The sequence below is a fragment of the Ruegeria sp. CH10 genome (assembly GCF_056537125.1).
Window position 1 is genome coordinate 650,099 of record NZ_JBQFQY010000001.1, and the last position, 24,934, is coordinate 675,032.

Genomic DNA, 24,934 nt, shown 5'->3' on the forward strand with positions numbered 1-24,934 from the left:
TTCGCAACACTTGGCTGGGTCAAAAGCGTGTCATCAACAAATTCAAGGGCTGTAAAATGACCAAAAAACTCGCCGCTTTGACACTTTCCACCGCGCTTGTTGCGCTGGCTTCTCCTGTTCTCGCTCAGAACCAAGGTGACTGGACCGTAGGTATCGGTGCCGGCTATCTGGACCCCAAATCCAACAACGGCACTCTGGCCGGGCTTGATGCCGAGGTCGATTCCGACGTCAGCGCCATCTTCACCGTCGAGTACTTTGTGCGCGACAATCTGGGCATCGAACTGCTGGCCGCAACGCCGTTCAGCCACGAAGTCACACTGGGTGGCAACATCGACGCAGGCAGCCTCAAGCACCTGCCGCCCACCCTGTCGCTGAATTACCACTTCGACACAGGCAGCGCATGGACGCCCTATGTCGGTGCCGGTATCAACTACACCATCTTCTTCGATGAAAACTCGGCTCTGGGTGACCTCGAACTGGACAATTCGGTCGGTCTCGCCCTGCAGGCTGGCCTGGATTACGCCGTGACCGAGAAAGGCTCTGTGCGTCTGAACGTGCGCTGGTTTGACATCGACTCGGACGTGTCGCTGAACGGTGCCGATATCGGCGAAGCCGAGATCGATCCCTGGCTGGTCGGCGTAACCTACGTCCATCGTTTCTGATACCTTCCAAAGAACGCCCTGCACTTCCCTCGGGTGCGGGGCGTTTTTTTTCATCACAGCATTTCGCTCATTAATTCCCGTCCAACCAGCATCCGGCGAATTTCGCTGGTGCCTGCACCAATCTCCATCAGCTTGGCGTCGCGGAAAATGCGGCTGACCGGGGAATCTGCCAGAAAGCCCGCCCCGCCCATCGCCTGCACGGCCTGATGCGCCTGCACCATTGCCTGTTCGGACGCATATAGACAGCAGGCCGCCGCGTCCTGACGGGTGACATCGCCCCGATCACATGCCTTGGCGACCTCATAGACATAGGCCCGGGCGGAATTCATCGCAGTATACATGTCCGCAATCTTGCCCTGCATCAGTTGAAAGCTGCCGATGGGTTGGCCGAACTGTTTGCGCTCGGCCAGATAGGGCATGATTTCATCCAGACAGGCAGCCATTATGCCCGTACCAATCCCGGCCAGCACGACCCGTTCATAATCCAGACCGGACATAAGGACCGCGACGCCCCGCCCCTCTTCGCCCAGAACGTTTTCGAACGGCACCTCGACATCTTCGAAAATCAGCTCGGCGGTGTTCGATCCGCGCATCCCCAACTTGTCGAAATGGGGGGAGGTCGAGAAACCGGTCATCTCTTTCTCAATCAGAAAGGCTGTGATCCCTTTCGACCCCGCATCCGGGTCGGTCTTGGCATAGACAACCAACGTATCCGCATCCGGCCCATTGGTGATCCAGTATTTGTTGCCGTTCAGACGGTAGTGATCGTTGCGCTTTTCCGCCCGCAGCTTCATCGACACCACGTCGGAGCCGGCGGACGCCTCGGACATCGCCAGCGCGCCCACATGTTCACCCGAGATCAGACGGGGCAGGTATTTCGCCTTTTGCTCATCGGTGCCGTTCAGCTTGATCTGATTGACACATAGATTCGAATGCGCGCCGTACGACAGCGAAACCGAGGCCGAGGCCCGCGCCACCTCCTCAATTGCGACGGTATGAGCAAGGTAGGACATGCCCGCGCCGCCATATTCCTCGGACACCGTGATCCCCAACAGGCCCAGATCGCCCATCTCTTGCCACAGCTCATTGGGAAAAGCGTTTGACTTGTCGACCTCGGCCGCCATCGGCTTGACCCGATCCTGCGCCCAGCGATGCACCATGTCCCGCAGGGCATTCACCTCATCCCCCAGATCGAATTGCATTGTGGCCATGAACATCTGCGGGCTCCTCCTCCACGGTTAATGAACAAGTGTTCAATAAACAGATAACAGCGAATCCTGCCCCGGTCAACGATGGCGGATGTGCGAACGCAAACGCCGCCCCAAGGGGCGGCGTTTCAAAACAGATAGAGCGTGCGCTGCAAGCGCACTCCGCTGGATTACGATTGATAGACCGTGCCGACCTCGGCGCGGATGATCCGCGCGATCACCCGGCAATCTTCCAGCGACAAGGTCAGCGGCACACGCATATCCATGATGCCTGCCAAAATTCTGTCACTGACCGGCAAGGGTTCGCTATCCGCATAGCGCCAACTGTCATAACGCGATGTGAACCCGGTGGGCTCGGCCCCGCCGAACCACTTGATCTCAACCCCGCGGGCCGCACAGCGCCGGATCACCTCAGCAATGCGTTCGGGCGTCCAATCGAGCAACAGGAACTGGATGGACGAGCCGACATAGCTCTCTTCCGGCGGGCGCTCGACCGAGGTCAGGCCCGGAGTTCCGCGCAGCCCGGCGGCAATCTCATCGTAACGCTCGTTCCACCGCTGCACCTGCCGATCCAGATCGCGCAGCTGCGGGCGCAGAATCGCCGCACGCAGATTGTCCATACGGCCTGACACATTCGGAGTGGTGTATTTGATCCGCTCGAACACCTCGGGGCCCGGCGCGGCCAGATGACGTTCATAGAGCATGTAGGAGCCAGAGAGCATCGTCGCCTTTGCGGCCAGCTCTTCGTCGTCGGAGACCAGCAGACCACCCTCGCCCGAGTTCACATGCTTATAGGTCTGACAGGAATAGCACCCTATCGCCCCCTGCCGCCCCGAAAGCTGCCCGCGCCACGCGGCCCCCATCGTATGGGCGCAATCCTCGATCACCGTGACGCCCGCCGCATCACAAATCCGCATCAGCCGATCCATGTCGCACAGATGCCCGCGCATGTGGCTCAGCATCAGCACCCGCGCCTGATCCAGCTTGGCCGCAAGGTCGTCGAGATCGATTGTCAGCGCCTCAGTTACACCTACGAACACCGGCTTTGCCCCGACCGAGGCAATGGCCCCCGGCACCGGCGCCAGCGTGAAGGCATTTGTCAGAACCGGCTCACCCGGCTGCACTCCGACCGCCCGCAAGGCCGTTGCCAAAGCGTAACCGCCAGACGACACAGCAAGGCAATACTTCGCCCCCGTTTGCGCAGCAAATTCCTGTTCCAGCAAAGCGGTCTCGCCCAGCTCTCCGGGCGCTACGTTATAGCGGTGCAGGCGGCCATGGCGCAGAACGGCCAGCGCGGCCTCGATGGCCTCGTCGGGGATGGGTTCCTGCTGGGTGAAACTGCCATTGAATATCTCGGTCATAGGTTTGTTCTGATGCGCCATTGGGTTTCGGTCAAGGGCCTACGCCGCCGCACCGATCAGCCCTTCGACCACGGAAGGCAGATCGTCAAAGTGATGCAGCAGGGCTTCGGGCTCCAGCGCCGCCATGTCGTCGCCTGACGGGCCAAACGTGACCAGAACCGAGGGCACACCAGCAGCGCGCGCCGTATTGCGGTCGGTATCTGAATCGCCGATCAACACACACAGGTCCGGGTGCCCCCCTGCCCGCCGCGCCGCCTCGCGCAGCGGTTCGGGATCGGGTTTGCGCACCGGCAGTGTGTCTGCCCCAACCAGCGAGGCAAACTGGTCCCGCACTCCCATCCGGGTCAACAACTGATGGGCCAGCGCCTCGGGCTTGTTGGTGCAGATCCCCACGCCATAGCCTGCCGATTTCAAAAGCGCGACCGCCTCAAGTGCGCCGGGGTAAAACTGCGTATGGGTGTCGATCGCCTGCGCATAAGCGGTCAGAAGCGTCGGGTAATAGGCGTGAACCGTGTCTTCGTCATAGGCCCCGACCCGTTTCAGCCCATGGGTCAGCATCATCCGCCCGCCGCGCAGGGCAATACCCGCATCCTGCCCGTGGACCAGCACATCGCCATGACCCATTTCACGAAAACAGTGATTGGCGGCCGCAAGCAAATCGCCCGACGTATCCGCCAAAGTTCCGTCCAGATCGAAGATCACGGTGCGCATTGTGCCTCCTTGCTCGGCAGGTTCCCGCCATAAGATGTTGCAAACGGCAATCTAGTTTGATGAGCTAACCGCTTGCGCCTTTGCCATCAGCGGATAAAACGGGCCGCAACAAAACACAAAGAGAAATCGTTTTCATGAGTACTGCTCTTGTCATCCTGGCCGCTGGTAAAGGCACCAGAATGAATTCGGATATTCCAAAAGTACTGCATCCCATCGCTCAGGCTCCGATGCTGGTCCACGCGATGCGCGCCGGGGCTGTTCTGTCGCCCGAACGCACCGTGATCGTCACTGGCCACGGGTCCGAGGCCGTCGCAAAGGTCGCCAAGGCCGAGGATGAAACTGCGCAGATCGCCGTTCAGGAAGAACAGCTGGGCACCGCCCATGCGGTTGCCCAGGCCCGTGCCGCGCTGGACGGGTTCGACGGCGACGTCGTGGTCCTGTATGGCGACACGCCGTTCCTGCAGCCCGACACGCTTGAGCGTATGATTGAGGCGCGCGCGCAAAACGATCTGGTCATTCTGGGGTTTGAGGCCGCAGACCCCGCCCGTTACGGCCGACTTGTCATGGATGGCGACCGGTTGGAGCGGATCGTCGAATTCAAGGACGCATCAGAAGAAGAACGCGCTATTTCCCTCTGCAACTCTGGTCTTTTGGCCTGTGACGCTCAGACGCTGTTCTCTTTGATCGACGCGGTGGGCAACGAAAACGCCGCTGGCGAGTATTATTTGCCCGATGTCGTCGAAATCGCCCGCAGCCGTGATCTGAACGTGACCGCGGTTGCCTGTGACGAGGCGCAGACGCTGGGCGTCAATTCCCGCGCCGATCTGGCCGCAGCAGATGCCGTCTTTCAAACCCGCGCCCGGGCTGAGCTGCTTGAGCTTGGGGTGACCCTGATGGCCCCTGACACGGTCTATCTGGCGGCGGACACGATTATCGGACGCGACACGGTCATCGAACCAAACGTGGTCTTTGGCCCCGGCGTCACTGTTGAAAGCGGCGCGACGATCCGGGCGTTCTCGCACCTTGAAGGCTGCCATGTCAGCCGGGGTGCCGTGGTTGGCCCCTATGCCCGCCTGCGCCCCGGCGCGGAACTGGCCGAAAACACCCGCATCGGCAACTTCGTCGAGATCAAGAACGCCGAGATCGCCGAGGGCGCTAAGGTCAATCACCTCAGCTATATCGGCGATGCTTCGGTCGGGGCGGCGTCGAATATCGGTGCAGGCACGATCACCTGCAATTATGACGGCGTGATGAAGCATCAGACGACCATTGGTGAGAACGTGTTCATCGGCTCGAACACCATGCTGGTGGCCCCTGTGACCGTCGGCAATGGCGCAATGACGGCGACCGGCACGGTTGTGACCCGCGATGTCGCGCCCGACGCGCTGGCCGTGGCCCGCGCCAAGCAGGACAACAAACCCGGCTATGCAAGCAAATTGTTTGAGATGTTGAAGGCGAAGAAAGCTCGTCGCGATAAAGGAAGCTAAGACATGTGTGGTATCGTAGGTGTTCTGGGGCAGCACGAAGCCGCGCCCACGCTGGTCGAGGCGCTGAAACGGCTTGAATATCGCGGCTATGACAGCGCGGGTATCGCGACGGTCAACAATGGCGCGCTGGGGCGGCGGCGTGCGGTGGGCAAGCTGGTCAACCTCAGCGACCTTTTGGTGCATGATCCGCTGCCCGGGAAATCCGGCATTGGTCACACCCGATGGGCCACACATGGCGTGCCTTCTGTGACCAATGCGCATCCGCATAAGGCCGGACCGGTTGCTGTGGTTCATAACGGTATCATCGAAAACTACCGCGAATTGCGGGCCGAACTGGCCGGATATGGCGTGGATTTCGTGACCGAGACCGACACGGAAACCGTGGCGCTGATGGCCGAACACTATCTGAAGTCGGGAATGCCCCCTGTCGAAGCCGCCTTTGAGACCATCAACCGTCTGAAAGGGGCCTTTGCGCTGGCCTTTCTGTTCGATGGTGAGGACGATCTGATCGTGGCCGCCCGCCGGGGCTCTCCGCTGGCGATCGGGCATGGCGATGGTGAGATGTTCATAGGCTCGGATGCGATTGCCCTGGCCCCGCTGACCGACCGCATCACCTATCTTGAGGAAGGCGATCGCGCGGTCGTGACCCGAACCTCACTGGAAATCCGCAACGAAGCCGGTGAATTGGCCAATCGCGAGACCCGGCAGATCAAGCTGGATCAAACGCGGGCCGACAAAGGCGGTTACAAGCATTTCATGGCCAAAGAGATTGCCGAGCAGCCCGTGGTGATCGCCGAAGCCATCCGATCCTACCTGCCGACCGGCGGGGATGATGTCGTCTTGCCCGGCGATCTGGATTTCACCAAGCTGGACCGGCTGACGATGGTGGCCTGTGGCACGGCCTTCTATGCCTGCCTGACGGCAAAATACTGGTTCGAGCAGCTGGCCCAGATGCCCGTCGAAGTCGATATCGCCAGCGAATTCCGCTATCGCGAACCTCCCATTACCGGGCGCACAGCGGCCTTGTTCGTCAGCCAATCCGGCGAAACAGCCGACACACTGGCGGCCCTGCGCTATTGCGAGGGCAAGGCCGACAAGATCGTGTCGGTGGTCAACGTCCCCGAAAGCTCGATCGCGCGGGAAAGCGATATTGCCCTGCCCATTCATGCGGGGGTTGAGATCGGGGTGGCCTCGACCAAGGCGTTCACTTGCCAACTGAGCGTGCTGCTGATGCTGGCTCTCAAGGCCGCCGCAGACCGGGGCACGCTAAGCGACGAAGAACTGGCCGATCACGCCGCCGCCCTGCGTGGATTGCCCACCGTTCTGAATACCGCTCTGGATCAGAACCGATCGATCAAGAAATCCGCACAACGCCTGTCGGAGGCGCGCGACGTTCTGTTTTTGGGACGTGGCCTGATGTATCCTCTGGCCATGGAAGGCGCGCTGAAACTTAAGGAAATCAGCTATATACACGCCGAAGGTTATGCGTCGGGCGAGCTAAAGCACGGCCCTATCGCCCTGATCGACAAACACATGCCGGTGGTGGTCATGGCCCCCAGCGATACGGTTTTCGACAAGACGGTCTCGAACATGCAAGAGGTGATGGCGCGCAAGGGCAAGGTCATTCTGGTATCCGATGATGACGGCATCGCGCAGGCCGAAGACGGCGTCTGGAACACGATCCGCATGCCCTATGTACACCCCAGCCTTGTCCCGATCCTCTATTCGATCCCGGCGCAGTTGCTGGCCTATCATACAGCCGTCGCCAAGGGCACGGATGTGGATCAGCCCCGCAATCTGGCAAAATCTGTAACCGTGGAGTGAAACATGGCCAAGCAGTTCCCATCACTGGATGACGCACAGCGCAAGTTCATCGAAGATCAGCACATGTTCTTTGTCGGCACAGCGGCGGCAGAGGGGCGGGTCAATATCTCGCCCAAGGGTATGGATTCCCTGCGGGTGCTGGGCCCGAACCGGATCGTGTGGATGAACATCACCGGCAGCGGCAATGAAACCGCCGGTCATCTGCTTGAGGTCAACCGCATGACACTGATGTGGTGTTCCTTCACCACGCGCCCGCTGATTCTGCGCACCTATGGGACCGCGCAAACCCTGCATGCGGGCGACGAAGGCTGGGACGCACTGGCCAAGCTGTTCCCGGACCACCGCAGCGCGCGGCAAATCTATGATCTGGATATTGATCTGGTTCAGACATCCTGCGGTTATGCGGTGCCCTTCATGGACTACCGGGCCGAGCGTGACACGATGCAGAAATGGGTGGATGGCAAAACGGATGACGACATCCGCGCCTATTGGGTGGAAAAGAACCAACAGACGATCGACGGCAAGCCGACCGGTGTTCCAAGCTGATGGTGCCTGAAACCTATCTGAATCAGATCAAGGCCCATGCAGATACCGAGCGCGGCGCGCAGATGGCCGCCTATCACAAGGTCGACCGCCCCTATCTGGGCGTTGGGAACCCCATCCTGAACGACCTGAGCAAAAGCTGGCGTCAGGATCTGGATGTGCCCTCGCGGGTCGAACTGGCAGATGCTCTTTGGCAAACCAACATCCACGAAGCCCGCATTGCCGCTGCAAAGTTGCTGACACAGGCCCGCATTCGCCCGGATGACGCGGTTTGGGATCTGTTGCAAAGCTGGCTGCCGGATTTTGACGCCTGGGCCGTGGCCGACCACGCCTGCATGGCAATGCAGAAACGCCTGTCAGCCGATCCTGCGCGGCTGGATCAGGTCGAACGCTGGACGGCGTCAGATCACATGTGGACACGGCGCGCGGCGCTGGTTGCGACTTTGCCGTGGACCAAACAAAACCATCCCAAACCTGACGATCTGGCGCGCAGGGATCGCATTCTGGGATGGGCTGCGGATTACGTCCATGATCGCGATTGGTTCATCCAGAAAGCAATCGCCTGGTGGCTGCGCGAGCTGTCAAAGCACGACGCAGACCGCGTCATCGCCTTTCTGTCCCGGCACGGCGCGGACATGAAACCCTTTGCCCGCCGCGAAGCGGGAAAATACCTCAAAGATCAGTTAGAATAGACCTCAAGCTCGACCAGTTCATCGAACGGCAGCAGCAAGGCCCGCATCGCATCCAGTGACAAGCGGCTGCCGCCACCTTCGGGGCCCGGGACGGGCACCAGAGTAATGTAGGCCTGCGCCCCGGTTCTGGGCACGACGACGCGCCCCGTGAATTCAGTTTCAACCAGTGGTGTCTGCAGCCACCGACCGGGTGTGCTCGGATCGCCCAAACCAGCGATTGTTTTCTTTGCCCCGACCCAGCTTTCGCGCGTTGCAACAGCAGGCTCTGGTTCGACAACCTCTTCGGTCGCGACCTCCTCAGCCTCGGGCGGAGTCTTATCGGTTTTCAAAACACGATCGGTGGTGGACCTAACGGTTTCACACCCGGCGAGCAGAACGATCAAGGCAACTAGCGCATATTTCATACCAACAGCCTATCGCCCTGTGCGCATCTGTACCAGCGCAAAGGAAACTTCGCCCTTGTCCAAGCCATGTCCCGGCTTTACCTATAACGCATGACTGCTCCGCTTATCGACCCGTTCGCACGTGCCATCACCTATCTCCGCGTCTCCGTTACGGACCGCTGCGATTTCCGCTGTGTGTATTGCATGTCAGAGGATATGAAGTTCCTCCCTAAAAAAGACCTGCTAACCTTGGAAGAGCTGGACCGCATGTGCTCGACCTTCGTGAAGATGGGCGTGGAAAAGCTGCGGATCACTGGTGGTGAGCCGCTGGTGCGCCGCAATATCATGACGTTTTTCAACAGCATGACCCGCCATCTGGACAGCGGCGCGCTGAAAGAACTGACGCTGACCACCAATGGCTCACAGCTGCATCGTTTTGCTGATGATCTGTATGCGGCCGGGGTGCGGCGGGTAAATGTCTCGCTGGATACGCTGGATGAGGACAAGTTCGCCAAGGTCACCCGCTGGGGTCGGCTGAAACAGGTGTTGAATGGGATCGATGCTGCACAAAAGGCCGGTCTTAGGATCAAGATCAACGCGGTGGCCCTGAAAGGCTTTAACGAACCCGAACTGCCCCGCATCACCGAATGGTGTGCCGAGCGTGACATGGACCTGACCTGGATCGAGGTCATGCCCATGGGCGATATCGGCAACGAGGATCGGCTTGATCAGTACTGGTCGCTGAAAGACGTGCGCAAGGAATACGAGAACCACTATACGGTGTCCGATCTGGCCGAGCGGACCGGCGGGCCTGCCCGCTATGTACGGCTTGAGGAGACGGGCCAAAAGATCGGCTTTATCACGCCACTGTCCCATAATTTCTGCGAAAGTTGCAACCGCGTACGCCTGACCTGCACCGGTGAGCTGTATATGTGCCTCGGGCAAGAGGACATGGCTGATCTGCGCGGTGCCCTGCGCGACCACCCCGACACCGAACAACCGCTTGAGGATGCGATCCGCGCTGCGATCAATCTCAAACCCAAAGGGCACGATTTCGACTATTCCCGTCAGGCGGTCGACGGCCAGATGAGCCGCCACATGAGCCACACAGGCGGCTGATATGGCCGCCCCTTCTGGCCGACCGACGCTGCTCTACCATCTGTATTGCGGTCTGACCGCTGTTGCGGGCCCTCTGGTCTGGCGCGCGGTTCGCAAAAAGCTGCAGGCCGCGGATGTCCCCAGTGTTCGCCAAAAAGAACGGCTGGGCCATGCCAGCCTGCCCCGCCCCGATGGACGCATTATCTGGTTCCACGCCGCCAGCGTGGGCGAAACCCTGTCGGTCATCAGCCTGATCAAGCGGCTGGGTGAACGGCTGCCCGATGCCTCGTTTCTGATCACTTCGGGCACACCCACCTCTGCGGCGCTGATCGAAAAACGCATGCCACCGCGTGCCCGCCATCAATACCCGCCGCTTGACATGCCCGGCCCGGTGCGGCGCTTTCTGGATCACTGGCAGCCGGATGCGGGGATCTTTGTCGAAAGCGAAATCTGGCCGCGCCTGATTATTGAAAGCGCGAGGCGCGGGATACCCTTGGCCCTGCTCAACGCCCGACTGTCGGATAAATCCGTCGCAGGCTGGAAAAAACGCTCCGACACGGCCCGCTTCATTCTGGACCACTTTCGCCTGTTCCTGACCCAGAACGACAAAACCGCCAAAAACCTGATCGACATGGGCGCACAGCCCGCGCGCGTTCAACCCGGCACGAACCTGAAGTCTATGTCCGACCCTCTGCCGGTGGACCAGTCCACCCTGTCCGACATCCACGCCCAGATTGGCGACCGCCCCATCTGGATCGCCAGTTCCACACATGCGGGCGAAGAGGAAACGGTTCTGGCCGCCCATGCGGACCTGCTCAAACGCTGGCCGAACCTGCTGCTATTGCTGATCCCCCGCCACCCCGAACGCCGCGCTGACGTAGCACGGCTGATCCAGACCGCCGGGCAAACGACAGCGTTCAGGTCCGCAAACGACCCAATCACCAAAGACACCCAAATCTACGTGGCCGACACGCTGGGCGAGACCGGCACATGGTACGCGCTCTGCCCCATCGTGTTCCTCGGCGGCTCCCTAAAAGAGATCGGAGGCCACAACCCCTTTGAAACCGCCCAGGCCGGAGCAGCCGTGATCACCGGGCCGGGCTATTTCAACTTTGCTGAGACCTTCGCGCCTCTCATCAAGGCAGGCGGTGCAATCCAAGTACAATCCGCCGCAGACCTTACCCAAGCCGTGTCAGACTGGCTCTCCGACCCAAACGCCCTGAACACGGCACAACAAGCCGCCAAATCCTGCGTCAACACCCAACAATCGGCCCTCGACGCCGTGGTGGAAACCCTATGCGCCCAGCTCGACCTGACGCGCCAGGATCCCTCTTCATCTGGCTAAAAATATCCCGGGGGTGTGGGGGCAGAGCCCCCACCCGGCGCGTCCGTTCAAGCCGCAGGCATCCTCTGTTCAACAATCTCAGCCCACCAACTGCACCCGGCGGGAATGGCCTCATCGTTGAAATTATACTCGGGATGGTGCACCGCAGCAGTATCGCCATTGCCAACCAGAATATAGGCCCCCGGCCGCTCCTCCAGCATAAAGGCGAAATCCTCGCCGCCCATGATCAACGGCGCCTCGTCGCAATTGCCCGACACCGAGCGTGCAACCTCTGCCGCGAAATCGGTTTGCGCATCACTGTTTACCATCACCGGATAGCCCCGGTAATAGGTTACGTCCGCCGCCCCCCCAAAGGTCGCGGCAACGCCCGCGCAAATCTCTTTGATACGTACCTCAGCCAGATCGCGCATCTCGCGGCTCATCGTGCGCACCGTCCCTTTCAACTGCACCTTCTGCGGGATCACGTTGAACGCCGTGGACGAGGTTTCGAACGACGTCACAGACACCACCACCTGATCCACCGGGTCCGCATTGCGCGCAGCGATCGTTTGCAGGGCCAGAACTGCCTGAGCAGCCATCACGGTCGTATCAACGGTTTCATGGGGCTTGGCCGCGTGTCCGCCCTTGCCCTCAAACGCAATGTCGAACTGATCGGTGGCGGCAAAGAACGCGCCGGGGCGAATGGCAAAGCTGCCCACCGGACGACCGGGCCAGTTGTGCATGCCATAAACCTCCTGAATGCCCCAGCGGTCCATCATACCGTCTTCGCACATCTCACGACCGCCGCCGCCGCCCTCTTCGGCAGGCTGGAAAATCACTACAACGGTGCCGTCAAAGTTCCGGGTTTCCGACAGGTATTTCGCCGCCCCAAGCAGCATCGCCGTATGACCGTCATGACCGCAGGCATGCATGGCCCCATCGGTCTTGGATGCATAGTCCAGACCCGTCGCCTCATGGATGGGCAGCGCATCCATGTCTGCCCGCAGACCGATCACCTTGCCGCCGGTATCAACCTTGCCCTTGATCACCCCCACAACGCCCGTGCGACCAATGCCGGTAACGACCTCGTCACAGCCAAACTCTTTCAGCTTATCGGCGACTAGGGCACTGGTGCGGTGGGTCTCAAACAGGATTTCAGGGTTTTCGTGAATGTCACGACGCCATTCGGTGATTTCACTCTGCAACTCGGCAAAACGGTTTTTGATTGGCATAGGTCTCTCCCAGTCAGTTCATTGCGCCGGAGACGCCCCGGCGGGTAGTCGTCAATCCAAAGGCGCAGGCCGCAGCGCGCCGGACAGCAGGACAATCAGCACCGCCAGAGGCAGCAGCGCCGCAAAGGCCAAGCGTAATGTAAGCATCTCTGCCAAAAACCCAATAAGCGGCGGGCCGATCAACAACCCGCCATAACCCAGCGTTGCCACGCTGGCGATGGCCTGCCCGGGCGGCACATTCGGATCATTGGCCGCCCGGCTAAAGGCCAAGGGCATGATCATGGCATAGCCCACCCCCATCAACGCAAAGCCGGCCAGCGCCAAACCCGCCTCGGCAGCCGTGACCACGCCCAGTACCCCCAGCGCTGCACAAACACCGCCAAAACGAGCCGTCACGACGGGGCCGAACCGCGCAATCACAAAACCCCCAGCCAATCGAAACGCCACCATGGTCACAGAAAACACAGCGTATCCAAGGGCTGCGACACTCTCAGCCGCGCCAGTTACATCCCGCAGAAAAATCGCGCTCCAATCCGCCACGGCCCCTTCGCCCAGCGCACCGCAGAGCGCTGTAAAGCCAACCAGAACCAAGGCACCGGATGGCAAAGCAAACACCGCGCCGCCGTGCGTTTCAGCCCGACGGGACGTCCACCTGACCCATGACAAGGCCAGCGCCAGCGCAACAACCACGCCCCCTGCGAGTAAAAAGTGCTGCATCACCGACAGGCCCATCTGCACTGCACCATAGCCGCTGAGCGCGCCCAACCCGGCCCCAAGGCTCCACATCGCGTGAAAGGATGACATGACGGGCTTGTCATAGGTCTGTTCGACCTCAGCCGCCCAGGCGTTCATGGCCACATCCATCGATCCGTGAAAGGCCCCGAATATGAACAGAAATCCCGCCAACGCCCAGAACCCATCGGCAAGCGCAAGCAGGATCAACGACGCAGTGTAAAGAACCGCAATGATCCGCGTCAGCGCAACGGCTCCGAACCGGTCGGTCAGCCGCCCTGTCACCGGGAACGAGCACACAGCCCCCGCCGCCATGAACAAAAGTCCATAGCCCAGCGCCTCATGCGTCAGGTCCAGCCTGTCCCGTACCGCAGGAATACGGGACGCCCAGATACCAAACAGCGCACCATTCAGAATGAACATGGCCGCCACAGCACGCCACGCAGCCCAGAGTCCGATCACGGGGTTTCCTTTGAACACAACGCCAGTTGCGTCAGTTCTACAGCTTGCGCCCGGTTTGGCAAACGCGGATCACTCCAGTCGTTTACGGATTTGCCTGATGCCGAACCAGACCGCCAGAACAACGGGCACAGTCACCGCCGCGGTCAGCATCCCCTTGCTGATCCCCGCCTTGGTCAACGGGTACAGCAGATAGCTAGCCAGCGAGACCGCATAGTAACTGATCGCCACCACCGACAAACCTTCGACCGTGTGTTGAAGGCGCAAGGCCAGATCGGCCCGGCGGTCCATACTCTCAAGCAACGCCTGGTTCTGTGCACTGCGTTCCACATCAACCCGCGTCCGCAATAGCTCACCCGCACGGATGGCCCGGTCCGACAGCGCCTGCAGGCGGCGCTCGGTCGATTTCACCGTGCGCATCGCCGGATCGTACCGGCGCATCATGAAATCGGCAAAACTCTGACGGCCCTTGAACCGCTCTTCGCGCAGCACTGTGACCCGCTGGTTCACGATGGCCTCATAGGCCCCTGTCGCCCCAAACCGGAACGAACATTGGGCCGACAGCGTCTCCAATTCGATCGAAGTCGACAGCAGCCGTTGCAGCAACTCATCCGGATGCGCCGAGTTGCCCGACATCTGCCCCATCAACTGGGTCAGTTGCCCGTCCAACTCTCCGATCCGTGGCGTCAGTTGCTTAACGCGGGCAAAGCCCAGCATCGACATCGCTTTATAGGTCTCAATCTCGCACAGACGCTGGATCAGCCGCCCTGTTCTGCGGCGCCCGGTCCCCTCAGGGATAAACAGCGCAAACCGCACATGCCCTGCGGGATCGATGCGGAAATCGCTGGCACAGATCGCAGCATCATCCAATACGCGCGCCACGGCCAGGCTTTCGGGCTCAAACCAATCCGCCAGCGCAGACTCAACCTTTTGATCCGCCTCACGCTCCACCACACGGATCATCGCCGAAGTAAACCGTTGTCCGGGGCTGGCGGCCAACCAGTCGGCAGGAAACACCTCAAAATCTGCCGGGTTAAACGCCCGGTCACTGACGTTTTGCGCAATCGCGGTATAGGTCACAAACTCAGTATGCTGTTCCCATTTCAGCCAATACCGCCCGATCTGTCCGGCGTAATGTGTGGCCTCGGGCTGCGGATGTGGTGCGCCATGCCGATCCAGCAGCTGGATCAGATGGGCCAGGTCCTGATCCCGGTCCCGCGCCACCGCAGCATCCGGCTTTTTAATCGCCAGAAAAACCACCGTACAGGGCGCCGCCGCCACAGGAAACGGGCGGGCATGCAGTTCATTGGCCAGCGCATAGCGCAGCGGGTGATCATCAATAGGCGTCATTCAGGGCTCCGTCTCCTGCGGGCACTATACGAGCAATGCCAGAGACATCAATTCTCTTCCATTTCATGAACTTGCGAGAATACGACAGTATACACGCCAATCAGGTCATTGATTTGGCTGCCACAACTCGATGGGGTTGCCTTCGGGGTCGTGAATACGGGCGAATTTTCCAACCTCACTGTCCCATTCCGGCTTGCTTTCAACCGCGATACCCGCACTTTCCAATTGCCTGCTCAGAGCCTCCAAATCATCAACGCGGAAATTGATCATCCACTGCTGATCCGACCGCCCAAAATAATCGGTATCCTCGGGAAACGGCGCAAAAACCGTATACCCCTCACGCTGCCGCCACGGCACCGGATCGTAATGCGATACACCAAGATGCTCCTCGTACCACGCAGTTAAAGCCTCAGGGTCACGCGCACGAAAGAACACTCCGCCAATTCCATTCACCTTCTGCATCCCACCCTCCTAACGCGACACGCGCCCATACTACTCCGCCTGCTTCATCTGGCCAAAAATATCCTGGGGGTTTGGGGGCAAAGCCCCCATCACCACCAAAAAAGAAAAGGGCGCCCGCAGGCGCCCTTTGCATTTTGATAACGGCCTCAGATCAGTCGATCATCGGCAAGAGCTTGTCCAGCGACTGTTTTGCGTCGCCATAGAACATCCGTGTGTTTTCCTTGAAGAACAGCGGGTTTTCGATGCCGGAATAGCCGGTACCCTGACCCCGTTTCGACACGAACACCTGCTTGGCCTTCCAGCATTCCAGAACCGGCATCCCGGCGATGGGGCTGTTTGGGTCTTCCTGCGCCGCAGGGTTCACGATGTCGTTCGAACCGATGACGATGGCCACATCCGTGTCTGGAAAGTCTTCGTTGATCTCATCCATTTCCAGCACGATGTCATAAGGCACCTTTGCTTCGGCCAGCAGAACGTTCATGTGGCCTGGCAGACGACCTGCAACGGGGTGGATCGCAAAACGCACCTCTTTGCCCTTGGCGCGCAATTTACGGACCAACTCGGACACCGACTGCTGCGCTTGCGCTACCGCCATACCGTAGCCCGGAATGATGATCACGCTGTCTGCGTCGTTCAGCGCCGCCGCAACGCCATCAGCATCAATGGCCACCTGTTCGCCTTCAACCGCCATCTGTTCACCCTGCGGGCCACCAAAGCCGCCCAGGATCACGCTGACAAAGTGACGGTTCATCGCCTTACACATGATGTAGGACAGGATCGCACCCGACGAGCCCACCAGCGCGCCGACAACGATCAGCAGGTCATTGCCAAGGCTGAAACCAATCGCCGCAGCTGCCCAGCCCGAATACGAGTTCAGCATCGACACCACCACCGGCATGTCGGCACCGCCGATACCCATGATCAGGTGATAGCCGATGAACAGCGCCGCAAGTGTCATCAGGAACAGCGGGAAGAACCCGCCCGAGCTGGTGTACCAGATCAGACAGATGAACGAGAGACCCGCAGCTGCCGCGTTCAAGGCATGACCGCCGGGCAGCTTCGTGGCCACGGATGTCACCTTGCCCGCCAGTTTGCCATACGCCACGACCGATCCGGTAAAGGTGATCGCACCGATAAAGATACCCAGGAACAGTTCCACATGCAGGATCGCCAGCTCCGCCGGAGTTTTCTTGGCGATCAGCTGAGCAAAATCACCCAGACCTGACAGTTCGACCTCTTTTGCGGCATCGGCAATTGCAAACACCTCGGCCACATTCTGGATTTCGAAATGCGCATTGAACCCCACGAACACAGCAGCCAGACCAACCAGCGAGTGCATCGCGGCCACCAGCTGCGGCATCTCGGTCATCTGCACGCGCTTGGCGACATATTGGCCGATAAAGCCCCCGCCCGCGATCAGCAGCAGCGAAAACAGCCACAGACCGGAACCCGGACCAACCAGCGTGGCGAACACCGCCAGCGCCATACCGACGATACCGTACCAGACAGCGCGCTTGGCGCTTTCCTGGTTCGACAAACCGCCGAGGGAAAGAATGAACAGAACAGCCGCAACAACATACGCGGCAGTGGTAAAGCCTTCCATCTACCCGGCCTCCTTAAGATTTCTGGAACATGGCGAGCATGCGCCGGGTGACAAGAAAGCCGCCGAAAATGTTGATTCCGGCCATGAAAACAGACAGCGCTGCCAGCAGAATGACCAGGAACGACCCCGATCCGATCTGCATAAGCGCCCCGACGATGATGATCGACGAGATCGCGTTAGTGATCGCCATCAGCGGAGTGTGCAAGCTGTGCGCCACGCCCCAGATCACCTGGAAGCCCACGAACACCGCCAGCACGAACACGATGAAGTGCTGCATGAAGCTGGCCGGAGCCACCAGCCCCACCAGCAGCATGAGCACGCCACCCACGCCCAGCAGGGTGAACTGCTGTTTGGTCTGCGCCTTGAAGGCGGCAATCTCCTGCGCCTTTTTCTCTTCCGGGGTCAGCTCCTTGACCTCGGGCTTTTTCTGGGCCGCGATTGCCTGCACTTTCGGCGGTGGCGGCGGGAAGGTGATCTCACCCTCATGGGTCACGGTCGCGCCGCGGATCACGTCATCTTCCATGTCGTGATTGATCTGACCGTCTTTTTCAGGCGTCAGATCAGTCATCATGTGGCGGATGTTTGTTGCATAAAGCGACGAGGCCTGTGCAGCCATCCGGCTGGGAAAATCGGTATAGCCGATGATGGTCACACCATTGTCGGTCACGATCTTCTCATCTGCCACGGTCAGCTTGCAGTTGCCGCCTTTTTCCGCCGCAAGGTCCACAATGACCGAACCCGGCTTCATCGCTTCGACCATATCCTTGGTCCAAAGTTCTGGCGCTTCGCGGTTCGGGATCAGCGCGGTGGTGATCACGATGTCCATCTCGGGCGCGAGTTCGCGGAACTTGGCCAGCTGCGCCTCACGGAACTCCTCGGACTGGACGCTGGCATAGCCGCCGGTGGCCGCGCCATCCTGTTGGTCTTCCTCGAAATCCAGATAGACGAACTCAGCCCCCATGGATTCGACCTGCTCGGCCACTTCGGGGCGCACGTCGAACGCATAGGTGATCGCACCCAGCGAGGTCGACGTCCCAATGGCAGCCAAACCGGCCACACCCGCGCCGACAATCAGCACCTTGGCAGGCGGCACCTTACCGGCAGCCGTCACCTGACCGGTGAAGAAACGGCCAAAGTTGTTGCCCGCCTCGATCACCGCGCGATAGCCCGCGATATTGGCCATTGAGGACAAAGCATCCATCTTCTGGGCACGCGAAATACGCGGCACCATCTCCATGGCGATGACGTTGGCGCCCTTGGATTTGGCCAGCTCCATACCTTCTTCATTCCCGGCCGGGTTGAAGAAAGAAATCAGCGTCTTGCCCTTGGTCAGACGCTTCAGCTCGGTTTCGTTGGGTTGACGGACCTTGGCGACGATATCAGCCGCTTTCCAAAGCGAAGCCGCAGTTTTGATGACCTCGACCCCGGCCTCTTCATAAGCTGCATCTGAAAACCCGGCGGCAGCGCCTGCGCCTTTTTCGATCAGGCACTCATAGCCCAGCTTTTGTAACTGACGGGCCGAGTCCGGCGTCATCGCCACCCGGTTCTCACCGTCAAAAGTTTCCTTTGGCGTTCCTATCTTCAACGGTGCGTCCCCCTAATATTCGATATGTTCGCGCGCGCGTTTCGCATTTTTAGTCAATTCTCCATCTAACTTGCGAAAGATTATTTCGCAACTGCAGCATTTGTTACGTTGTGTCACTAACGTCCATTTCAGATCCATCGCCGCGTCTGCTTTTCATAACGGGCAAAATCCGCACGAAACGTGCGGCGCATTCGATCCTCTTCCGGCAGGATAAAGCGGCGCTCCAGCAGCCAGACAAAGATCGGAACCAAAACCAGAGACAGAACAGCATCGAACCGAAGGATCAAACCTGTCAGGATCAATACATCGCCCAGATAGATCGGGTTCCGGCTGCGCTTGAAAATACCCGTTTGCACCATCCGCGAGGGTGTCTGATGCGGGAAGACCGTTGTTTTGTGGCGACGAAATTCGACAACTGCCAGCGCTGCCAGAATAATGCCACCGCCAATCAGCAATCCGCTTGCAAGATCTGTGAACCAACTCTCTAAAGACAATCCCATAGGCAGAAAGCGCGATTGCAGCCACGCAAGGCACGCGGCCCCCAGAAGCCAGATTGGAGGGATGTCAATTTTTTGCATGCGTGCGTAGTACCTGCGTGTCACTTCTGCTGAAAGTGTCGTTTTCGACAGTTTGTCTACCGCTTTCCGACACGAATATCAAAACCCCAGATAGTCGCAGCAATTTATTGCGCCCAGGTAAGGAACGTATGCGTCGGTAGACAGTTCAATGCGCATCAGTTAGCCATCTTCAACAAGCAGGCTGACCACCAAAGCGGAGCACTCATGACCGACTTCAAAGCAACCAAAGCCATGTTCGATCTGCCTGACGGAGTTATCTATCTGGATGGCAACTCTCTGGGCCCTTTGCCGCGTGCTGCTGGGGAACGGGTCAGTGACATGCTGGTCAAAGAATGGGGGCAAATGCTGATCACCGGCTGGAACAAGGCCGGGTGGATGGGGCTGCCTGTTGGATTGGGCGACCGCATCGGGCGGCTGATCGGTGCGGAACCCGGTGCGGTGGTGACGGGCGATACCCTGTCGATCAAGGTCTATCAGGCCGTGGCCTCAGCCCTTGAGTTGCGCCCCGACCGCAAAGTTGTCCTGTCCGATAGCGGGAATTTTCCGTCGGACTTGTATATGATGGACGGGCTGCTGCGGTCACTGGGGCCGGATTACGAATTGCGCGTGGTCGCGCCCGAAGAGGTCGCGGCACATATCACCGAAGACGTCGCCGTTCTGATGCTGACCGAGGTCGACTATCGCTCGGGCCGGATGCACGACATGAAGGCACTGACCGAGTTGGCGCATGCCAATGGCACCGTCACCGTCTGGGATCTGGCCCATTCGGCAGGGGCGATTCCTGTGGATCTGTCCGGCTGCAACGCCGATTTCGCGGTTGGGTGCACCTATAAATACCTCAATGGCGGCCCCGGTGCCCCTGCCTTTATCTACGTCGCGCCGCGTCTGGCCGATCAGGTGCGCCCCGCCCTGTCCGGTTGGCTGGGTCACGAATCTCCGTTCGCGTTTGATCTGGATTACCGCCCCGGAACCGGGATCGAGAGGATGCGGGTCGGCACCCCTCCGATCATTCAGATGACAGCGCTGTCGGCGGCCATGGATATCTGGGACATGGCCGAGATGGCCGATGTGCGCGCCAAGTCCATTGAACTGACCGAACTTTTCATCACCCGCGTCGAAGCCACCTGCCCCGAGCTGGAATTGGCCAGCCCGCGCGACCCGCACCAGCGCGGCAGTCAGGTCTCATTCCGGTTCACCGAAGGCTATGCCGCCATGCAGGCCCTGATCGCGCGCGGAGTGATCGGGGACTTCCGGGCCCCCGATATCATGCGTTTCGGGTTCACGCCGCTGTATGTTGATGAGCAGGACGTGGAAAGCGCCGTCGATATTCTGGCCGACATCATGCAGAACCGCCTGTGGGACACGCCGGAATACAAGGTGCGTCAGCGGGTTACCTGACTTCCAGCCCGGTGCCAATCAGCGCCGCGATCTGCGCAACCTGTTGTTCATACACCTCAGCCCCCGCGCCGATCAGTTTGAGCCCTTTGAGCGTGGCCGCAATCGTGCGCCCGGTTTCCTCAGCATCGTTCAGCAGACGTACCCGCCCGGCCTGCGCCTGCCGCTGCAGCCAGTCTGTGTAGAGCTCTGCCAGCCGTGCCTCTCCGGCGGCGACAATATCGGCCGCCATGGATTTCGTGTTATCCAGCATCTCAAGCCCATGAGGTGAGGCCAGTATCGTCGCGATCCCGGCTGTCTGCACCTGAACGGCCTTGGTCAGAACCTCGGATACGGGCCCTTCTTCGGCAAGCGCCTGCGCCACGGCTTGGGTTTTTTCAGCATAATAGACCTCGGTCAGTTTGCTGACGATCGCCTCTTTGTTCTTGTAATGCAGATACACCGCCGGACGCGACATGCCCGCACCGCGCGCGATGTCGTCCATCGAGGTCTTCTTGTACCCGTAGGCGGCAAAGGCCTGAAAGGCCGAATTCAGGATCGCCTTTTGCCGTGAATCGTCAATCGTCTCAGTCATGAGGAAACTGGTGACAGTTTTTGTCTATTTTGTCAATTGACACACTGACACTTTTCGATAAACATGTCAGAAACCAGCCACAGCTAAACGAGGCACGCCATGGCGACCACTCTGAAGATCAACGGAACGCAACATCAGGTTGACCTGCCTGACGATGTCCCCCTGCTTTGGGTGCTGCGGGATGAGGTCGGCCTGACCGGAACCAAATTTGGCTGCGGCGTCGCCGCCTGCGGGGCCTGCACCGTGCATATCGATGGTGAGGCCGTGCGCTCGTGCCAGGTGGCGCTGTCGGATGTCTGGGGCAATGTGACAACGATCGAAGGGATCGGCACGCCGAATGCGATGAACGCGCTGCAACAGGCCTGGGTCGATCATCAGGTCGCGCAATGCGGCTATTGCCAGTCCGGTCAGATCATGCAGGCGGCTGCGTTGCTGGCCGAAAACCCCGCCCCCTCAGACACTGACATTGACGAGGCGATGCAGGGCAACCTGTGCCGCTGTGGCACCTATCCCCGTATCCGCGCCGCGATCCACGATGCGGCTGGCAAGCTGAAGGAGGCGTAAACAATGGCATCTGTTGGTAAAATCCTCCGCCGCACCTTCCTGATTGGCTCCGCTGCGGTGGTCGGCGGTGTGGCCTTTGGTGGTTACTATGTCAGCCGCCCCGCCCCGAACCCTCTGAACCCCGGTAAGGGTGAGGCCGCGCTGAACCCGTTTGTCCTGATTGACCAGAACGGCGTGACCCTGTTCGCCCCGCGGGCCGAGATGGGTCAGGGCGTCAAAACCACATGGGCCGCCCTGATCGCCGAAGAACTGGATGTCGATCTGGATCAGATCACCGTTCTGCACGGACCTGCTGCTGCGGCCTACTACAACTCGGCCCTCGTGGGTGAGGGTCTGCCCAACAAGGGCTATGACATCTCGGACTTCCAGCACAATCTGGGTGAGATGCTGGGGGTTCTGGGCCGAACGCTCAGCCTGCAGGTCACCGGGGGTTCAACCTCGATGAAAGACGGGTTCGAGCGGATGCGTCAGGCCGGCGCGTCGGCGCGGGAGACCTTGAAACGCGCTGCAGCCAGCCGGTTGGGCGTTGAACCGGCTGAGTTGAAAACTGCCTCGGGCCATGTGATCGTCCCCAATGGCGACAAGATCGCCTATAGCGATTTGGCGGAGGATGCCGCAGCGCTTGAACCGGTCGAGGTCGCGCTGCGTGATCCATCCCAGTGGCGCTATCTGGGCCGCACCCAACCACGTCTGGATATGGTTGGTAAGGTGACGGGCACTGCGGAATTCGGCGTCGACGTGCGCCTGCCCGGCATGAAATTCGCCGCCGTGCGCATGAATCCAAAGCTGGGCGGCGCGATGAACGGCTTTGATGACAGTGCAGCAAAAACCATGCCCGGCGTTGAACAAATCGTCGATCTGGGCACCGGAGTCGCGGTGATCGCCAACAACACATGGCTGGCCAATCAGGCGGTCGAAGCCATCGACGTGGACTGGGGCGATGCCCCCTATCCGCCCGAAACAGATGGTATCTTTGCCAAGATCGCCGAAGCGTTCGATGACGCCCCGAACTCAACCATGCGCGACGACGGCGATGTCAGCGTCACGCCCGAAGGCGCGACCGAGATCACGGCTGAATACCAACTGCCCTATCTGGCCCACGCCACGATGGAGCCTATGAATGCCACCGCGCTGTTCACCGGCGATGCGCTAGAGCTGTGGTGCGGCAACCAGGCCCCGACCCTGATCCGGTTCCGCGTGGCCAATACTGCGGGTCTGGATACCGAGGCGGTGCAGATTCACACCACCTATCTGGGCGGCGGCTTTGGTCGGCGTGGTGAACTGGACTTTGGCGAGATCGCGACCAAGGTCGCCATGGCCATGCCCGGCACCCCGGTGCAAACCACTTGGAGCCGCGAGGAAGACACCCGTCACGACTATTACCGCCCCGGCGCCATCGCCCGCATGCGCGGCGCGGTGCAGGACGGCAAGGCAGTTCTGATCGACGGCAAAGTCGCCGCGCAATCCTGCACGCAACAGGCGGTGACGCGTTATACCGGCATGCCCGGCGCGGGCCCGGACAAGGTGCTGGTCGAAGGCTTCTTCAACCAACCCTATGCGGTCCCGAACTACCGGATGGCCGGTCACATCGCCAATCTGGATGTCCCCGTCGGATTCTGGCGCTCGGTCGGCAACAGCCATAACGGCTTCTTCCATGAGACCTTTATGGATGAGATGGCCCATGCCGCCGGACAAGACCCGCTGGAGTTCCGGCTGGCGCTGATGAAATCCGAACATGCGCCCTCGACCGGATGTCTGGAGGCCGTGCGCGAGATGTCGGGCTGGACCGGACAAACGCCTGATGGCGTCGGACGCGGCGTGGCATTTACCTACAGCTTTGGCACACCGGTCGCTCAGGTGATTGAGGTGGTGGACGAAGACGGCACCATCCGCATCAATAAGGCGTGGATCGCCTGCGATATGGGGCTGGCGCTGGACCCCGACAACGTCAAGGCGCAGATGTTCGGTGGCATGATGTACGGCCTGTCGGCGGCCTGTTTTGGCGAGATCACGTTCAGCGAAGGCGAGGTCGAGCAGTTTAACTTCCCCGACTATGACGCCCTGCGCATGCACACCGCACCTCAGGTCGAGGTTCGCGTTCTGGAAACCAACCGGCATATGGGGGGCGCGGGCGAACCCGGCACGCCGCCTTCGATGCCTGCGCTTGGAAATGCGCTATTTGACCTGACCGGAGAACGTGCGCGTTCTCTACCGCTGATCAATCAGTTCGATCTTCTGATCTGATCGCGCTGCGCCGGTCCGACCCCCTCTCGCGGGCCGGCGCAAAAACTTCAGGCTCTTTGCTGCATCAGACCCGCATTTGTGCCACCGGCCCAGGCGCGCACAGCGGCCCCAAAGGCTTCGAACAAGGGGCGCGAGACCGGGTCGTTGATGGCGTCCCATTCAGGGTGCCACTGCACCGACAGGGTAAATCCGGGAGCATCCTTGATATAGATCGCCTCGGGCGTGCCATCCGGCGCATATCCGTCCACGATCACGCGGTCCCCGACCCGCTTGATGCCCTGACCGTGCAGGGTGTTGGTCATGACCTCTGACGCACCAAGAAGCTTGTGAAACACACCGCCTTCGCTCAGCGACACCACGTGACGCAGGGCAAATTTTTCCTCAAGCGTTCCATCCGGCGGCATGCGGTGGTTCATCCGCCCCGGCAGATCGCGGATTTCAGGATAAAGCGTCCCACCCATGGCCACGTTGACCTCTTGAAACCCGCGGCAAATCCCCATGAACGGTTGCCCCCGCGCCACGCAGGCCCGCACCAGCGGCAAGGCAATCGCATCGCGGGCACGGTCAAACTCACCATGCGCCTCGGTCGCGGGCTCACCATACTCCTCAGGGTGCACATTTGGCCGGCCACCGGTCAGCAGAAAGCCGTCGCAGACCTCCAGCAACTCGTCGACTTCGACATAGCGCGGGTCGGCGGGGATCAGCAGCGGCAGACAGCCACAGACATTTGCAACCGCGTCTGAATTCATCGTACCGCCCGCATGGGTCGGGTATTCATCGTTCATAAGGTAAGAGTTGCCGATGATACCGACGACAGGCCGAGACATTGCTGATTTCCTAGAATACGACAGATTTCAGGAAAG

Annotated in this window: 23 protein-coding genes; 10 read left to right on the forward strand and 13 right to left on the reverse strand. The window is 60.1% G+C overall.

The window, feature by feature from the left end; translation table 11 throughout:
• Positions 1–56: 56 nt before the first annotated feature.
• The gene (locus tag ACRZ94_RS03255) at positions 57–662 is read left to right on the forward strand and encodes an OmpW/AlkL family protein (RefSeq protein ID WP_480650359.1); all 606 of its coding nucleotides are present in this window, start codon (positions 57–59) and stop codon (positions 660–662) included.
• 53 nt (positions 663–715) lie between these two features.
• On the opposite strand, the gene ACRZ94_RS03260 is transcribed toward ACRZ94_RS03255, so the two are convergent.
• From ACRZ94_RS03260 to ACRZ94_RS03270, 3 genes are all read right to left on the reverse strand, one after another.
• Positions 716–1,879 (reverse strand): isovaleryl-CoA dehydrogenase, encoded by a 1,164-nt coding sequence (locus ACRZ94_RS03260; RefSeq protein ID WP_480650358.1) that lies wholly within the window; start codon positions 1,877–1,879, stop codon positions 716–718.
• Positions 1,880–2,040: 161 nt separating this feature from the next.
• On the reverse strand, positions 2,041–3,231 hold the full coding sequence (locus tag ACRZ94_RS03265; RefSeq protein ID WP_480650357.1) for a DegT/DnrJ/EryC1/StrS family aminotransferase: 1,191 nt from the start codon (positions 3,229–3,231) through the stop codon (positions 2,041–2,043).
• A gap of 39 nt (positions 3,232–3,270) precedes the next feature.
• Positions 3,271–3,942, reverse strand: coding sequence for an HAD-IA family hydrolase (locus ACRZ94_RS03270; RefSeq protein ID WP_480650356.1), 672 nt, complete (start codon positions 3,940–3,942; stop codon positions 3,271–3,273).
• Positions 3,943–4,076: 134 nt separating this feature from the next.
• On the opposite strand from ACRZ94_RS03270, the gene glmU reads away from it, so the two are divergent.
• From glmU to ACRZ94_RS03290, 4 genes are read left to right on the forward strand one after another with little or no spacing between them, the layout of a single operon-like run.
• Complete coding sequence (gene glmU / locus ACRZ94_RS03275; protein ID WP_480796655.1) at positions 4,077–5,429, forward strand: bifunctional UDP-N-acetylglucosamine diphosphorylase/glucosamine-1-phosphate N-acetyltransferase GlmU; 1,353 nt, start codon at positions 4,077–4,079, stop codon at positions 5,427–5,429.
• A gap of 3 nt (positions 5,430–5,432) precedes the next feature.
• Entirely contained in the window at positions 5,433–7,253 is a 1,821-nt protein-coding gene (gene glmS, locus ACRZ94_RS03280) for a glutamine--fructose-6-phosphate transaminase (isomerizing) (protein WP_480796656.1), read from the forward strand.
• Between the two features lie 3 nt (positions 7,254–7,256).
• Positions 7,257–7,799 (forward strand): pyridoxamine 5'-phosphate oxidase family protein, encoded by a 543-nt coding sequence (locus tag ACRZ94_RS03285; protein ID WP_480650353.1) that lies wholly within the window; start codon positions 7,257–7,259, stop codon positions 7,797–7,799.
• Positions 7,799–8,488 carry a DNA alkylation repair protein gene (locus ACRZ94_RS03290; RefSeq protein ID WP_480650352.1) on the forward strand — a complete coding sequence of 230 codons (690 nt, stop codon included), beginning with the start codon at positions 7,799–7,801 and terminating at the stop codon, positions 8,486–8,488. Before ACRZ94_RS03285 ends, ACRZ94_RS03290 begins: the two co-directional genes overlap by 1 nt.
• Here the strand turns inward: ACRZ94_RS03290 and ACRZ94_RS03295 are convergent.
• On the reverse strand, positions 8,476–8,892 hold the full coding sequence (locus ACRZ94_RS03295; RefSeq protein WP_480650351.1) for a hypothetical protein: 417 nt from the start codon (positions 8,890–8,892) through the stop codon (positions 8,476–8,478). The genes ACRZ94_RS03290 and ACRZ94_RS03295 overlap by 13 nt on opposite strands.
• Before the next feature lie 90 nt (positions 8,893–8,982).
• Between ACRZ94_RS03295 and moaA the strand changes: the two genes are divergently transcribed.
• Together moaA and ACRZ94_RS03305 are read left to right on the forward strand one after the other, a co-directional pair.
• A complete protein-coding gene (gene moaA, locus ACRZ94_RS03300) occupies positions 8,983–9,990 on the forward strand; it encodes a GTP 3',8-cyclase MoaA (protein ID WP_480796657.1) in 1,008 nt (335 codons plus the stop codon).
• A gap of 1 nt (position 9,991) precedes the next feature.
• Entirely contained in the window at positions 9,992–11,314 is a 1,323-nt protein-coding gene (locus tag ACRZ94_RS03305) for a 3-deoxy-D-manno-octulosonic acid transferase (protein ID WP_480650349.1), read from the forward strand.
• Between the two features lie 47 nt (positions 11,315–11,361).
• Here the strand turns inward: ACRZ94_RS03305 and ACRZ94_RS03310 are convergent, their stop codons facing one another.
• The 7 genes from ACRZ94_RS03310 to ACRZ94_RS03340 form a co-directional block, all read right to left on the reverse strand.
• A complete protein-coding gene (locus tag ACRZ94_RS03310; RefSeq protein ID WP_480650348.1) occupies positions 11,362–12,525 on the reverse strand; it encodes a M20 aminoacylase family protein in 1,164 nt (387 codons plus the stop codon).
• A 51-nt stretch (positions 12,526–12,576) separates the two neighbouring features.
• A complete protein-coding gene (locus tag ACRZ94_RS03315) occupies positions 12,577–13,719 on the reverse strand; it encodes an MFS transporter (RefSeq protein WP_480650347.1) in 1,143 nt (380 codons plus the stop codon).
• Positions 13,720–13,788: 69 nt separating this feature from the next.
• Positions 13,789–15,066 (reverse strand): DUF3422 family protein, encoded by a 1,278-nt coding sequence (locus ACRZ94_RS03320; protein ID WP_480650346.1) that lies wholly within the window; start codon positions 15,064–15,066, stop codon positions 13,789–13,791.
• A 105-nt stretch (positions 15,067–15,171) separates the two neighbouring features.
• Positions 15,172–15,528: a VOC family protein gene (locus tag ACRZ94_RS03325; RefSeq protein WP_480650345.1), complete on the reverse strand. Its 357-nt coding sequence runs from the start codon at positions 15,526–15,528 to the stop codon at positions 15,172–15,174.
• A 151-nt stretch (positions 15,529–15,679) separates the two neighbouring features.
• Positions 15,680–17,131, reverse strand: coding sequence for an NAD(P)(+) transhydrogenase (Re/Si-specific) subunit beta (locus ACRZ94_RS03330; protein ID WP_480796658.1), 1,452 nt, complete (start codon positions 17,129–17,131; stop codon positions 15,680–15,682).
• A gap of 13 nt (positions 17,132–17,144) precedes the next feature.
• Positions 17,145–18,716: a Re/Si-specific NAD(P)(+) transhydrogenase subunit alpha gene (locus tag ACRZ94_RS03335; protein ID WP_480650343.1), complete on the reverse strand. Its 1,572-nt coding sequence runs from the start codon at positions 18,714–18,716 to the stop codon at positions 17,145–17,147.
• Positions 18,717–18,844: 128 nt separating this feature from the next.
• A complete protein-coding gene (locus ACRZ94_RS03340) occupies positions 18,845–19,294 on the reverse strand; it encodes a methyltransferase family protein (protein WP_480650342.1) in 450 nt (149 codons plus the stop codon).
• Positions 19,295–19,498: 204 nt separating this feature from the next.
• Between ACRZ94_RS03340 and kynU the strand changes: the two genes are divergently transcribed.
• Positions 19,499–20,692 (forward strand): kynureninase, encoded by a 1,194-nt coding sequence (gene kynU / locus ACRZ94_RS03345; protein WP_480650341.1) that lies wholly within the window; start codon positions 19,499–19,501, stop codon positions 20,690–20,692.
• Here kynU and ACRZ94_RS03350 read toward each other — a convergent pair.
• Positions 20,685–21,263, reverse strand: coding sequence for a TetR/AcrR family transcriptional regulator (locus tag ACRZ94_RS03350; RefSeq protein WP_480796659.1), 579 nt, complete (start codon positions 21,261–21,263; stop codon positions 20,685–20,687). The two genes, kynU and ACRZ94_RS03350, sit on opposite strands and share 8 nt — an antisense overlap.
• 99 nt (positions 21,264–21,362) lie before the next feature.
• Between ACRZ94_RS03350 and ACRZ94_RS03355 the strand changes: the two genes are divergently transcribed.
• Both ACRZ94_RS03355 and ACRZ94_RS03360 read left to right on the forward strand, forming a co-directional pair.
• Positions 21,363–21,827, forward strand: a complete 465-nt coding sequence (locus ACRZ94_RS03355) for a (2Fe-2S)-binding protein (protein ID WP_480650339.1) — start codon at positions 21,363–21,365, stop codon at positions 21,825–21,827.
• 3 nt (positions 21,828–21,830) lie between these two features.
• Complete coding sequence (locus tag ACRZ94_RS03360; RefSeq protein ID WP_480650338.1) at positions 21,831–24,071, forward strand: xanthine dehydrogenase family protein molybdopterin-binding subunit; 2,241 nt, start codon at positions 21,831–21,833, stop codon at positions 24,069–24,071.
• 47 nt (positions 24,072–24,118) lie between these two features.
• On the opposite strand, the gene ACRZ94_RS03365 is transcribed toward ACRZ94_RS03360, so the two are convergent.
• Positions 24,119–24,898, reverse strand: coding sequence for a gamma-glutamyl-gamma-aminobutyrate hydrolase family protein (locus tag ACRZ94_RS03365; RefSeq protein ID WP_480796660.1), 780 nt, complete (start codon positions 24,896–24,898; stop codon positions 24,119–24,121).
• Positions 24,899–24,934: the final 36 nt, after the last annotated feature.

Coding starts and splice junctions, on each gene's coding strand:
- ACRZ94_RS03295 (WP_480650351.1), bottom strand. CDS start 8,892: ATGAAATATGCGCTAGTTGCCTTGATCGTTCTGCTCGCCGGGTGTGAA.
- glmS (WP_480796656.1), top strand. CDS start 5,433: ATGTGTGGTATCGTAGGTGTTCTGGGGCAGCACGAAGCCGCGCCCACG.
- glmU (WP_480796655.1), top strand. CDS start 4,077: ATGAGTACTGCTCTTGTCATCCTGGCCGCTGGTAAAGGCACCAGAATG.
- ACRZ94_RS03325 (WP_480650345.1), bottom strand. CDS start 15,528: ATGCAGAAGGTGAATGGAATTGGCGGAGTGTTCTTTCGTGCGCGTGAC.
- ACRZ94_RS03320 (WP_480650346.1), bottom strand. CDS start 15,066: ATGACGCCTATTGATGATCACCCGCTGCGCTATGCGCTGGCCAATGAA.
- ACRZ94_RS03305 (WP_480650349.1), top strand. CDS start 9,992: ATGGCCGCCCCTTCTGGCCGACCGACGCTGCTCTACCATCTGTATTGC.
- ACRZ94_RS03290 (WP_480650352.1), top strand. CDS start 7,799: ATGGTGCCTGAAACCTATCTGAATCAGATCAAGGCCCATGCAGATACC.
- ACRZ94_RS03365 (WP_480796660.1), bottom strand. CDS start 24,898: ATGTCTCGGCCTGTCGTCGGTATCATCGGCAACTCTTACCTTATGAAC.
- ACRZ94_RS03355 (WP_480650339.1), top strand. CDS start 21,363: ATGGCGACCACTCTGAAGATCAACGGAACGCAACATCAGGTTGACCTG.
- ACRZ94_RS03260 (WP_480650358.1), bottom strand. CDS start 1,879: ATGTTCATGGCCACAATGCAATTCGATCTGGGGGATGAGGTGAATGCC.
- ACRZ94_RS03330 (WP_480796658.1), bottom strand. CDS start 17,131: ATGGAAGGCTTTACCACTGCCGCGTATGTTGTTGCGGCTGTTCTGTTC.
- ACRZ94_RS03265 (WP_480650357.1), bottom strand. CDS start 3,231: ATGACCGAGATATTCAATGGCAGTTTCACCCAGCAGGAACCCATCCCC.
- ACRZ94_RS03310 (WP_480650348.1), bottom strand. CDS start 12,525: ATGCCAATCAAAAACCGTTTTGCCGAGTTGCAGAGTGAAATCACCGAA.
- kynU (WP_480650341.1), top strand. CDS start 19,499: ATGACCGACTTCAAAGCAACCAAAGCCATGTTCGATCTGCCTGACGGA.
- ACRZ94_RS03360 (WP_480650338.1), top strand. CDS start 21,831: ATGGCATCTGTTGGTAAAATCCTCCGCCGCACCTTCCTGATTGGCTCC.
- ACRZ94_RS03340 (WP_480650342.1), bottom strand. CDS start 19,294: ATGCAAAAAATTGACATCCCTCCAATCTGGCTTCTGGGGGCCGCGTGC.
- moaA (WP_480796657.1), top strand. CDS start 8,983: ATGACTGCTCCGCTTATCGACCCGTTCGCACGTGCCATCACCTATCTC.
- ACRZ94_RS03350 (WP_480796659.1), bottom strand. CDS start 21,263: ATGACTGAGACGATTGACGATTCACGGCAAAAGGCGATCCTGAATTCG.
- ACRZ94_RS03285 (WP_480650353.1), top strand. CDS start 7,257: ATGGCCAAGCAGTTCCCATCACTGGATGACGCACAGCGCAAGTTCATC.
- ACRZ94_RS03255 (WP_480650359.1), top strand. CDS start 57: ATGACCAAAAAACTCGCCGCTTTGACACTTTCCACCGCGCTTGTTGCG.
- ACRZ94_RS03270 (WP_480650356.1), bottom strand. CDS start 3,942: ATGCGCACCGTGATCTTCGATCTGGACGGAACTTTGGCGGATACGTCG.